General features: G+C 44.6%; 10 protein-coding genes. 4 read left to right on the top strand and 6 right to left on the bottom strand.

Annotated features, from left to right (window positions below; all coding sequences use genetic code 11):
- Positions 1-55: 55 nt before the first annotated feature.
- The 3 genes from ACLGGO_RS17250 (at position 56) to ACLGGO_RS17240 (ending at position 3,283) form a co-directional block, all read left to right on the top strand.
- Entirely contained in the window at positions 56-1,564 is a 1,509-nt protein-coding gene (locus ACLGGO_RS17250) for a serine/threonine protein kinase (protein WP_446420230.1), read from the top strand.
- Positions 1,565-1,722: 158 nt separating this feature from the next.
- A complete protein-coding gene (locus ACLGGO_RS17245; protein WP_446420229.1) occupies positions 1,723-1,893 on the top strand; it encodes a hypothetical protein in 171 nt (56 codons plus the stop codon).
- Positions 1,894-1,924: 31 nt separating this feature from the next.
- Positions 1,925-3,283: a serine/threonine protein kinase gene (locus ACLGGO_RS17240; protein ID WP_446420228.1), complete on the top strand. Its 1,359-nt coding sequence runs from the start codon at positions 1,925-1,927 to the stop codon at positions 3,281-3,283.
- A gap of 119 nt (positions 3,284-3,402) precedes the next feature.
- Here the strand turns inward: ACLGGO_RS17240 and ACLGGO_RS17235 are convergent, their stop codons facing one another.
- From ACLGGO_RS17235 to ACLGGO_RS17215, 5 genes are all read right to left on the bottom strand, one after another.
- Complete coding sequence (locus ACLGGO_RS17235) at positions 3,403-4,818, bottom strand: glycosyltransferase (RefSeq protein WP_446420252.1); 1,416 nt, start codon at positions 4,816-4,818, stop codon at positions 3,403-3,405.
- Between the two features lie 108 nt (positions 4,819-4,926).
- The gene (locus ACLGGO_RS17230; protein ID WP_446420227.1) at positions 4,927-5,445 is read right to left on the bottom strand and encodes a helix-turn-helix transcriptional regulator; all 519 of its coding nucleotides are present in this window, start codon (positions 5,443-5,445) and stop codon (positions 4,927-4,929) included.
- Positions 5,442-5,888, bottom strand: a complete 447-nt coding sequence (locus ACLGGO_RS17225) for a DUF6932 family protein (RefSeq protein ID WP_446420226.1) — start codon at positions 5,886-5,888, stop codon at positions 5,442-5,444. Before ACLGGO_RS17225 ends, ACLGGO_RS17230 begins: the two co-directional genes overlap by 4 nt.
- A gap of 104 nt (positions 5,889-5,992) precedes the next feature.
- Positions 5,993-8,725 carry a GAF domain-containing protein gene (locus ACLGGO_RS17220; protein ID WP_446420225.1) on the bottom strand — a complete coding sequence of 911 codons (2,733 nt, stop codon included), beginning with the start codon at positions 8,723-8,725 and terminating at the stop codon, positions 5,993-5,995.
- Positions 8,726-9,890: 1,165 nt separating this feature from the next.
- On the bottom strand, positions 9,891-10,763 hold the full coding sequence (locus ACLGGO_RS17215) for an S-methyl-5'-thioadenosine phosphorylase (protein ID WP_446420224.1): 873 nt from the start codon (positions 10,761-10,763) through the stop codon (positions 9,891-9,893).
- A 12-nt stretch (positions 10,764-10,775) separates the two neighbouring features.
- Between ACLGGO_RS17215 and ACLGGO_RS17210 the strand changes: the two genes are divergently transcribed.
- Complete coding sequence (locus ACLGGO_RS17210) at positions 10,776-10,907, top strand: hypothetical protein (RefSeq protein ID WP_446420223.1); 132 nt, start codon at positions 10,776-10,778, stop codon at positions 10,905-10,907.
- A 30-nt stretch (positions 10,908-10,937) separates the two neighbouring features.
- Here ACLGGO_RS17210 and murJ read toward each other — a convergent pair whose 3' ends face one another.
- A complete protein-coding gene (murJ, locus tag ACLGGO_RS17205; protein ID WP_446420222.1) occupies positions 10,938-12,536 on the bottom strand; it encodes a murein biosynthesis integral membrane protein MurJ in 1,599 nt (532 codons plus the stop codon).
- Between the last annotated feature and the right edge of the window lie 48 nt (positions 12,537-12,584).

The following is a 12,584-nucleotide window of genomic DNA, read 5'->3' as shown; positions in this document are numbered from 1 at the left end:
AGTTTTGCCGATTCGGATATTTCACCTTATTGAGCCGTTATAGCAACAGAGAGTTATGAGAGATAATCATTTATTTAATCCCAATCAATCGTTAAAAGAACGTTACCAACTGCAACGTCAGTTAGGGAATAATGCAGGGCGTCAAACCTGGTTAGCTCACGATTTACAGTCTGGCGAACAGGTGACGGTTAAATTACTAGCGTTTAATCCCCAGATGGAGTGGGATGAATTTAAGTTATTTGAACGGGAAGCAGCGGTGCTGAAGCAACTGAATCATCCCCGGATTCCTAAATACCGTGATTACTTTTCGTTGGATCAACAAATAGGCGCGGGGTTGTGTTGGTTTGGCTTGGTACAGGATTATATTCCCGGAAAATCCTTACAGCAGTTACTGAATGAAGGAAAGCGGTTTACGGAGTCACAAGTCCGTTCGTTTGCTAAACAAGTGCTGGAGATTCTTGCCTATTTACATGGGTTAAATTCCCCTGTATTGCATCGGGATATTAAGCCGAGTAATCTGATTTTAGGAGACGATAAGCAGGTTTATTTAGTGGATTTTGGTGCAGTGCAGAATAGTGCGGCGGTAGAAGGAGTGACGTTTACTGTGGTGGGAACGAGCGGATATGCACCCTTAGAACAGTTTTGGGGACAAGCGGTTCCTGCGTCTGATCTCTATGCTTTAGGCGCGACGTTAATTCATTTGTTAACGGGTATTCCTCCGGCGGATTTACCCCAACGGAATTTACGGATACAGTTTCGGAATCAGGTGAGTATTAATTCTCAGTTGATAAGCTGGATTGAAGCCTTAACGGAACCTGACTTAGGGTTACGCTTGAGTTGTGCAAATCAGGCACTTGATGCACTAGAAACGGGGCGATCGATTCCTTATCCATTGGAAACTATTCAGCCTCTGTTTTTGACTCGGATTCAGATTCATAAATCGCCTAAAGAAATTATTGTAAAAATTCCTCAAAATAGACTATTATTTGGGTTAATTTTGATGGAAACTGGATTGAAGTACGCTTTATTTGTTAGCTTATTTTTTGTTTGGGTATTGCTGATATTACTTTTAGTATCTGCTGCCGGTGGAGTTGTGATTGCTACAATTGCTGTGATCATGGTTATGATATTAGAACAAATACCTTTAATTACCGTTAGAGTGTTTTTGGGGCTTGCATTTATTAGCGGAATAATCTTTTTTGTTTCATCTTATTTAGTCTCACTAGCTCACCAAAAAATAGGCAAATATTTGCAAGATATAAAAAAAATAAGTATTACCAACCTTTTGGGGTACTCCTTAAAAATAAATCCCCATAATTTTGTCATTGGTTATTTATATTTTCGGGGAAATACTTCAGACATTAAAGACGTATTTATAGGAAATAAGGGGTGTGCTATCTATCTCGAAACTAGAATCAACAACTCTTATAGTAGCAAACGTTTAGGTCAATCAGTTTATTGGCAGGCTGGAGTTAAAACCTATTGCTTGGCAAACTACTTAACTCAATCTGAAGCGAACTGGCTGCGTCAAGAAATTCAAGATTGGCTAGCGGACTATGCGTAACGGATGTAACCTATAAATAAGCGGTTAAAGAGATCAAACTTAATCGGCAATGTACAAAACCCTCTACAACCTGAAATGAAAAGGAGGTAACGCACCAGACTCTTTCGCTGTACCCAGGAAGATAGGAACGTTATTATCGAGAAAAACGAGGTAATCTTGTGTTCAATCCTGATCAATGCTTAAAAGAACGTTACCAAGTGAATCGGGGGTCGATTTATAAAGTCAGAATTCCATCAACCCAGGGGACTTATAAACTGGGTGGCGCTTTGGGTGAACATGAAAGTACCTGGTTAATCCAAGAACTATTAGACTGGCTGAATTTTAAATAAGCTTAGTGTTGTTATCTTATAGGGAAATATTATGTTCAACCCAGAGCAACAGTTAAAGGAACGTTACCAACTGAAACAACGATTAGGACGCACAGCCGCAGGGCGACAAACTTGGTTGGCAATGGATGTACAGTTCAATGAACAAGTAACTGTTAAGCTATTAGCTTTTAGTCCGGAAATGCAGTGGGACGAGCTTAAACTCTTTGAACGTGAGGCACAAGTTTTGCAATCACTGGAGCATCCTCGGATTCCGCGCTATCGGGATTATTTTTCGTTAGATCGGGAAATGGGTTCGGGAATTCCGTGGTTTGGGCTAGTGCAAGACTATATTCCGGGTGCTTCCCTTCAGGAATTATTAGATAACGGCAAACGTTTTAGTGAGAAACAGGTTCGTAGTATTGCTAATCAAATTATCGACATTCTAATTTATTTACATGAACTAAGTCCACCAGTATTACATCGAGATATTAAACCCAGTAATCTCATTTTAGGTAAAAATAAACAAGTTTATCTGATTGATTTTGGCGCGGTTCAAGCTCAAGCAGCCGTTACGGGAGTCACGTTTACTGTGGTTGGGACAAGTGGTTATGCGCCTTTAGAACAGTTTTGGGGACGTGCGGTTGCAGCTTCTGATTTATATGCTTTGGGCGCTACTTTAATTCACCTGCTAACGGGTATAGCCCCGGCTGATTTACCCCAGAAAGAAGGGCGGATTTATTTTCGCGATCGCCTCAGTCTCAAATCCAATTTTATCCCTTGGATTGAGCAGATGACTGAAATCCTGTTAGAAAAGCGTTTTAGTACGGCAAAACAAGCGATGGAATCACTCCGATATGGGCTGATTCAACAGTCTACCTCTACCTCACTTCCTGTTCGTGGCAGACTATCTAAACCTTCAGGTAGCTTAATTCAGCTTAAAGCAAATAAGGACAAATTAGGAATTACTATCCCGTCTCCTGGCTTAAGAAAACTCACACAATATAACTGGCCTCTCGCTTTGATCGTTGTCTGTTTTTATCTGGGCTTGGCTTGGACGCTAATCGATTTATTATTTATTTCTAAAGAACTACTAATAAATGTACTGCCCATATTACTGCCTTTAATAGGTATAGCTAGCTTGTGGATACATCACCTAGGCACAAAAACTCATGTTTTTTTTGATCGCAACCGTAACAGTTTAGAAATAGAACGCCAAGTGTTGTTTTTTAAATATGGTTATCAGCGGCTAGATATTACAGATATTGGTAATGCTTTTTTAATGGGTCGAGGTTCAACTTACGAAATTAGAATTCCATCTGCTAATTATATTTATAAACTGGGTGGGGCTTTGGGCGAAAAAGAAAGTACATGGTTATTGCAAGAAATATTGACTTGGCTATATTTTAAATAATTTTTTAACTCAAGTTTAACGAATACTAGCAGTAATCATGTCTAATTTTACTTACCAAATTGGTAGTCAATTCCTGGAGCAATGGTATGGTGGTGTAACCTATCAGTTATTGAATAGCTTTATGTTTGGAAATAAAGTTCTTTCAACTCGTCCAAAGATACATCATTTTCAGGTCGCGGATCAAGGAAATAGGGATGAATCGGCAACAATTCATCAGCACGACGAGCATTAGGTGAGGCGACAATCTCCTCAATTAACTTCAGATAATCTATCACTGCCCTCTCCCAAGTATAATACTTTAGTACATGTTGGCGACAGTCTTGGTGCAACCTCTCCCACTGTTGAGAATCACTGAGAACGTCTTCTAAACCTTTAGCAATCGCTCCTGGATTCTCTGGATCAATGAGAATACCATACACCTGATCTCCCTCTTGTAAACTCTCCATTAAACCACTGTTTTGGGTAACCACTAAGGGTAACCCAGCTAAGGCGGCTTCTATCGGACCTAATCCAAAAGGTTCGTGGTGAGAAGTGAGGGCAAATACAGAATGACGTTGGGCAAAAAATCGATAAGCGGCGGCGAGGGCGGGTTGATCGGGGACGCCGAAAGCGCTAATCTTACCCCATAAGTTATTTGTTTTGACAACATCGCGTAGGGGAATAAGTACCTCCTGTTCGGCTGTCTCATCGCTAACAGGTTCCCGCAGTGGGTTGTCTTCCCCCTGAGTAAAAATAACTAGGTTGGCTTGTTCTTGCAATGTTTTACTCTCAGCAAAAGCTTGGACTAAACCCAGATGATTCTTTTTCGGCGCTAATCGACTCGCCGCAATAATTGCAGGCAAATTTTGCCGCCTTTCATCAATGTCTCGCCCTAATCGTTCTTGAATCAATTGATAGGTTTCCTCTTCATTTGGCGAACGGGTTTCAATATCGAACAATGAAGGGTCAACTCCCGGTGGAATTTCGGCAAAACGAGCATCATTGTTAACATCAACTGCCCCGTTATAGGCTGGATGAGCGTACTGTTTAAACCGTTCCTGAGCCGTTGTACTGGTAATATTGACAGCCGAGCGATTCATACTCAAGCGTTCAGCCATAAGGCGGCGTCCGAAGTGATAATACTCATCCATTTCTGAGAGATTTTCGGGCGTGATTTCGAGTTTATCCATCTTCAACGCCCCCAGAGAATGAGCGGTAAATGTGAAAGGAACACCCACTTTAGCTTCAATTAAAACCCCAGATATGCCACCATCAGCATAATGACCTGTCATCACATCCGGGAAATTACCTTCTTCTTGATAAAATTCCAGGATATTGGGTATCCAGTCTCTGACTAAATGCGACCAGAGTAATTCTTTGCGGAGAAATTCTTTAGGTCCAGCAGGTAGGCGGATAATGCGAACATTAGGCGCATCGGGATATCCATCAAATTTCTCGGAAAATTCAGACCATTCTGGGTCAATAATCTGGCGAGTGATAATGTCTACTTTGTGACCGTGCTTTGCCATCTCCACCGCCACATTTTTCACATAGATTAAAACTCCTCAGCGAGGATATTCGTCACTCCTAAGATAGATAAAATATTCGTGGTCACTGTTCCCTATTGCCTCTCCCCACCACAAGACTTATTCAGCAGCCCCTATTTATGAGGTTTTAGTTGCCATATTCATTTTTTTCTCTCGCCATTTTACTACACTTTGTTTAACCGCTTCTATTTCTGCAAAATCTACATGCATCACAGCCGTCTCAAATTCCACACCTAACGCTGTGCTAACTTCTAGGATTTCTACAAAACTGGCGCATTGATAATCGGTGTCTTCATACTGCTGAACTCGTTGCTGATCAATTCCCAGCAAATCTGCCAGTTCTTCTTGGCTCATTTTGGCAGCTATCCTGGCTTTAATCAAAGCATCGGGCAGCTTATTCAAACTCTCAACTTTAATTTTTATCGGCTGGCTATTGTCACAATTAATCAGTCTTTCATATTCAGCAATTTCAGCTTGTAAAGCCCTGAGATGCGATTGTTTTACATCACGAGAAAGCTGCCAACCATCCGGATCTTTATTCTTGAGTGCTTCATCTTGATCTAACATCTTGATGGAATATTCAAATTTTCTGGCACATTCTTGGCTGTATTCATACTGCTTTTCATTTTTAATCATGATTCCCACTTAAATAAATCTATAGCAATAATACCTTTAGGATTGAACTGTCTATCTCGCTGAAAAAATTCTAGAGAAGCTAAACCATAATCTCCTACGGGTTGATCTGAACGAAAAAGTTCACCTTTATACGTTGATTTCTGGGAGCTACGATCTAAATGATTTAGTAATCTAGGGGCATTTTTGCGGAGATAATCGTAATCCATATCTTCCGGCTCCCAACAGGCATCAAAATCACCCGGATTGGGTTTACTGGTGACAAAACTACCATCAATATAAATAGTTCGACAACCTGCGGCTTTTAATTGGGTCATTGCCAGTTCCAAACCATCTATCATGTTCTGTCTCTTCAAGGTTGTACCAAATCTTTCCTGAAACTCCTCCCACTCGCAAAAATGAACTCCTGGTGGTAGATTGCCGTTCTCATCGAATTCTGGAATCACTTCCTCACATCCACGCCACAAATTGATTGTCTGGCTTTTAAGCGTACCACAATAGTAAAGAAAAATATGTCCAGACGTAGTAGGCTAAGTCTGGAACATTAATCCTATGAGGTTATAACTTGCTGAATCGGAATCTCGATCCAAAATTCAGTCCCTTTGCCCGGTGTCGAGGTACAATGAAGAACGCCATGATGATGTTCGACCACAATTTGATAACAAATTGTCAATCCTAAACCAACCCCTTGTCCAACCGCTTTGGTGGAAAAGAACGGATCAAATAACCGCGCTTTTACCTCATCCGTCATTCCCGGTCCATTATCGGCAATTTGAATCACGATCCTGGGACAGTTCGGTAATGACTGTTTCCCGTCTTCTGTCTGAGTATCCGGCTGAGATGCTGGCTGGTGAGAGGAATCCGTGGAGCGTTCCAATAACCTTGTGCGAATGGCAATAATCGGTGCCGGATTATCGGGATTATCTTTAAAAGACTGCTCTAAAACATCGATCGCGTTGTTGAGAATGTTCAGAAACACCTGGTTTAGCTGCCCAGGATAACATTCCACTTGAGGTAACTCACCATACTCGGTGAGTACTTTAATCTCCGGTTGGTTCCCTTTGGGTTTGAGGCGATGTTGCAAAATCAGTAAGGTACTCTCAATTCCCTGATTTAAGTCAGCCTGTTTCATTTCGGCTTCATCTAGGCGGGAGAAGTTGCGTAAGCTGAGGACAATCGAACTAATCCGATCCGTTCCCCGTTGCATGGAGCGCAGCAGTTTGGGTAAATCCTCGGCGATAAAATCAACATCAATAAGTTCCGCTTGCTCTGCAATCAGAGCCGCCGGATTGGGATAATTATCTTGATAAAGACGTACCAGACTCAAGAGGTCATAAAAATAGGCACTGGCGTAGGTCAGGTTATTATGAATAAAATTAACTGGATTATTTAGTTCATGTGCCACACCTGCCACTAATTGTCCCAAACTGGACATTTTTTCACTTTGTACGAGTTTGGCTTGGGTGGCTTGAAGCTGGTTTAGGGTTTGTTCAAGTTCTTGGGTTTGGGCTTGGGCAATCTCAGCGCTTTCACGGGCTTGGGTGTAGAGGGAGGCTTGATCGAGTGCGATTGTTAGTTGAGCGACAACAGCTTGCAACAGTTCCACCTCACTATTATCCCAGGGACGTTGTTCTGTTCCATGAATACAGCTAATCGCGCCAATGTCTCCCGCCCGGGTTTTAATCGGTAGGGACAAGATTGAGGTATACCCCTGTTGGGTTAAAAACTGTTTTAAGATCGGGTCATCACAGGTTTCCACATTATCAACCTGAACCACCTCGCGCTTAATAATCCGCTGGGCGAGGGGGGCGATTTGCTCAGTTGAATGTTGACCGATAGAGCTGGGTAAATGAGGCGTTCTGGCTTCTTTGACGACATCCCAATGGGGGGTTTGGGCTTTGAGTCGATACCAGAGAAATTGACAGCGATCGATTTTGAGCAGCGTGCGAATCGATTCTACTGCCGTTTCCAGGATAGTATGGAGTTCTAGGGAGTTGCGAATTTGATTGGCAAGCCCAAAGAGCAAGGATTCGCGGCGGCTGAGTAGTTCCGATCGCGCCCAATATTGGTCAATAGCAACGGCAATGGCATTGGCAACCCAGCTAAAGGTGCGGCGAGATTCTGAGTTGAGGGATTGATTCCCTAATAACATCATGCCACTCATCAGGCGATCTTCTACCACCGCCGCCAGTGCGGAAATCCGACTGTGGCTGGGTGGGGCGGGGGTTGTGGGCATCGCCGGGGTAGGGGTAAATCGGGAAAGGCGAGATCTCAAGCCCAAGGGTTTAAATGGGTTTGCCTGTTTTGCCACGGCTAAGGGGTTCATCTTCAAGGTGTCAGGTGTGGCTTTGGGGCGTGATTCGGCGGCTCTCTTGGGTTGGCTCATCTCCCGCGAGACAACGACAAGTTCGGTTACTTGATTGGTTTGAGGATGGCGTATCGGGTTGATCGTGCTTTCTAGCCACCGATAGTCGCCGCTTTGATGACGGATGCGGTAGCGAATCGGTTGTTGTTGGCAATCAACCGGGTTTGAGAAGATCGGTTTAATCGTGGTTATATCTTGAGGATGCACAAACTCATAAATGACATGTCCCACCAACTCATCGGGTTCATATCCTAAGAGAGTGCGACTAGCAGGAGAAGCATATAAATAGACTCCATCTGTTCGATGTTGAGAAATTAGATCCGCCGACGTCTCAACCAGTATCCGGTAACGGCTTTCTCCTGAGTTCAACTCCTGCATTGCCTGTTGATGATGCCATTGATCCAGTCGCAGGGCGATTAAATTCGCGATCGCGCTGGCAAAGGTTTTATCTTGGGGTGTCCACTCCCTCAGACTGGATACCCTTTGTTCGTAGCTGAGAATACCGATAATCTGTTCGTTCTGCCAGATCGGCACATCCAATCGCCCCAGGGATAGGGGACTGGTGAGACAACAACACTTGTCTGGTAATACAGGTGGACTGATGTCCTCTCCCTGGCTTTGCCCTGTGGTTTTGTCCCAGCCATGATAGTGTTTTCCCTCATAGTACCGTTCCACACAATTAAGCTGGGAACCTGCATCATTGTACAACCATACGCTGACTCGCTCAACGTCTAATGCATCGGCGGCGGCTTTTGTCAAGTCGCGGATTACGGTGGTCAAATCTCCTGCGTTGAGTCTCTGAGATTGAGTCAACTCGAACAACGCCATCGTTTGGTTTTGCCAACGTTTGATGCTGTTAATTTGAGCATCGTTTGCCAATTCTTTTGAACCCCTACTCTGCTTTCTAGTTGCGATCACTTCACCTATCTTGTACTAGCAGTAGCGTGCGTTATGAGTAATCCTTTTGCTGATCTGGGAGTTGATTTCAGTGAGATAGCCACGTTCCCTCAAAAAATTGGCTAGCTCCGAACCTACTCTTTGTCGGATTTTCAGCCGCCGTTTTTTGGTATTCACGCATAGATATTCTCTCTCCCATGTTGGGCGGGAGCTGCGTGTTTTACTCATTAGAACTCCTCCGTTGTGGGAAACCCCGTGTCCCTTCGCTTCGCTTATCGGGCAAGCTTCAGACCGGGGAGGAACGCGCGGTAGCGGTTTAAGAAGCATACCCCTTTCGGGGTGGAGGGGTATGGTTGCCCCTCCTGTGAGGTATGGTTGCCTCAATCTCCTTTCGGGTAAAGTTAGCTTCGCCAATGTTATCGGTCGGTAACTATCCAAAAAGCACTGTTTCAGTGACCTTAAAACTGTTTAACTTTTCGGTTCTAGAGCAGTAGACTAGCGGGAGCATCTACTGGTAGGTCTTGAACACTTGCCGATAACGTAGTCAATTAAGACTTAAGCTGGTCAGAATGGCTTGTTAGATTTCTCTTTCAAGCCTCATGCCTTTAGGCTGAGGTTCCTGACTAGGACTCAACTGCTATTGCCTACACCCTGGCTGTGGTTTTTTCCCATACTCTATTAATATTACAGCAGTTGGCGACTCTCTTAATACACAACCCTAACTCAAACTGCCAAGAATGTCAGCTTTTGTGTGAGTGATTTTTTTTTATGCCTATCATATTAAATAATTAAATCTCCCAGAATCGTGAGTGATGTACTCAGACTTTGCCTCTGGGAGATTGCCCTTACTCTAGCTAATGTCTTACCAAAAATTTATTTTGTCTTACAAAACTTTGACATAAAATATCTAAAAGGGAACCACCAGAGCCTGAGTATGAATAGTAGATGCACCCTTTTTACCCAACCTCTGTTAACCATCTCTCAACCAGGATCGGAACCTGTAGCTAACAGAGGCTTTCTGTAACAACGGCGATTTGAGAAAATCTTTTGATTTTGATGCCGCTGTAATACAGTTGGGTCATACAAACTATCATACACAGTTGGAAACGTAAATATGGGTATAAGTTTACGTTTGTTCATATTACGTTGTATTACGCAAACTTTCTCAGTTTGGCACAACTAAAGATTACAAGTATTTCTGTAAAAAGAGGCTTAACTTCTGCTTCGTCGCCTCTGGCACTTTATCGAGGGGGGTCAAAATCGCGTACTTTAACGCCGAGTGTGCCTCGGATGGGGGCGGATTTTGGGCGATACGCCGCACGGTTTCTTGAATCACCTGTTGAGCATTGGTCGCATTGCGCTGTAAATTGCCAATTACCATTTCTACGGTTACGCTGTCATGATCGGGATGCCAGCAATCATAATCGGTGACGAGGGCTAATGTGGCGTAGGCGATTTCCGCTTCTCGTGCCAGTTTTGCCTCAGGTAAATTGGTCATCCCAATCACCGTTGCGCCCCAACTGCGGTAGAGATGGGATTCCGCTTGGGTAGAAAAGGCGGGTCCTTCCATACAGACGTATGTGCCACCGCGATGGAGGGTGACATCGGTTAACTGCAAGCTAGCCACCGCATCGGCTAAAACCCCGGCTAGTTTATTACAAACGGGTTCAGCAAAGCCAATATGCACCACAATTCCATCACCGAAAAAGGTAGACACGCGATTTTTGGTGCGGTCAATAAATTGATCGGGTATCACCATATCTAAGGGTTTTGCCGCTTCCTGGAGGGAACCCACGGCGGAGGCGGAAATCAGATATTTAACGCCCAACTGCTTCATTGCGTGGATATTGGCGCGGAAGGGTAATTCCGTGGGCATGAGATGATGGTTACGACCATGACGGGCGAGAAAGGCGACAGGGGTTCCTTCGAGAGTCCCGACAATTAAGGCATCAGACGGTTTACCAAAGGGGGTATCGAGTTGCACCTCTTGCACATCTTTGAGGGCATCCATTTTGTAAAGTCCGCTACCGCCAATAATGCCAATTGTTGCTTGTGCCATGATGCCTACCTTTTGCTGCTACAATGCCCAGATATTGTATCGGGAAATGGGTCGCGATCGCTCAATTTGATTGGTATTGGCGTGCTGCATTTTCTGATATCAGATTGTATTGCGATCGCGTCTGGGCAAGATGGTCTAAATTAATCCCGATCAGGGATTGAAATCTCCTACCGTTCATTTCCCCAACTTCTGACGCAAACGACTCACTAAAATATCCACTTCCGGTAACTTCAACCGAGTCACCAAAACCGCAAAAATCCCCAACGCCACCGACATCGCCAAACTAAGCTGTAAAACTTGCAGTAGTAAATTCCCACTCCCAAAAACCTCTTGCCAACCCCAGTTAACCGCCCAACTGCCCAATCCAGCCACAAAACTACTCCCCGCCAACGCCACCAGCGCCATTCCCCATTCCCCTAAGGGTAAGCCATGCAGCCGACGATTCAGCACCCACAACAGCCAGCCCATAGAAATAATATTGACGCCAATCGTGGCAAAAATTAAACCCGGTGTCGCAAAAGCATTCACCAACAAATAATCCAGCACAGCATTAATAAAGATATTGGCAATACTGATCCGAAACGGCGTCTCCCCATCCCCCAAGGCATAAAATACCCGCACCAAAACATCCCGTGCTAAATAAAAGAACATGCCGAATCCATAAGCCATCAGTACCGGGGCGACAATCTGGGAAGCCTCCGCACTAAAGGCATAGCGTTCATAAATCACTCGGACAATTGGCACGGATAGGGAGATAAAAATAGCCGTCAAGGGTAACATCGTCAAAGCCGTAAGCAGTAATCCCTGACGAATCCGCACTTTCAACTCCGCCCAATTCTCCGGCGCCGCTAACCGGGAAAATACAGGCAGCATCGGCACCAATATCATATTAGAAATAATCCCCAGAGGCGTCAGTACAATAAAGTTGGAATAGCGCATCGCCGCCGCCGCATTGGGGATAAATGAGGCGAAAAATAGATCCGTATACACATTGATATGTAGCATCCCAGAGGATAGCGTCGCCGGTGCCATAACGCGCATCACCTCCTTTACCCCTGGAAGCTGCCAATTAAACCGTAACCGTAACCGCCCCATTCCCGATCGCGACTGGGCAATGAGTTGCATCACCCACTGCCAAATTGCCCCCGCCAGAGTGCCAACGGCTAAAACAATACTACCCAAGCGGATATACTCAGGCTGATTAACTTGTCCTCCAGAATACAGTGCCAATATCCCTAAGCCACCAATCACCGCCACACTGGAAAATAAAGGGCTAACACTGGGTAACCAATATTGATCTGAAGCATTCAGCGTCCCGAAACCAATACCAATCAACCCCGCCAGAACCGCCAACGGTGCCATAATTTGCAACTGTTGAACCGCCAGCGATCGCGCGGGTTCCTCTAATCCAGGGGCGAGGATATCGATAAAGGTGGGCGCAAATAGAATTAAGATAACCGTAACCAGCAATAATATCCCACTTACCAAGGTGGTAACCGTTTCCACCAGGGGGGCGGCTTCCGACTTATCCCGTTTTGCCAACACACTCACCAAGGCGCTATGAAAGGGTCCATTAATCCCACCGAGTAAGATCAGCAGAAAGCCTGGAATCACGTAGGCGTAGGCATAAGCATTCACCACCGGACCCACACCAAACGCCGCCGCGATCGCTTGTTCACGGACTAAGCCAAAAATTTTACTAATCAGGGTGGCAATTGCCACAATCGAGGCAATTCCGGCAAGGGAACGAGACGGTTTAGACTTGTCAGACACGAAAGGTTACTATTTTTGGTGACTTATCCTATTTAATCCTGAATCGGG

The organism is Coleofasciculus sp., assembly GCF_046565525.1.
Taxonomy (GTDB): Bacteria; Cyanobacteriota; Cyanobacteriia; order Cyanobacteriales; family Coleofasciculaceae; genus Coleofasciculus.
This window is presented reverse-complemented; position numbering and strand designations above follow the sequence as displayed.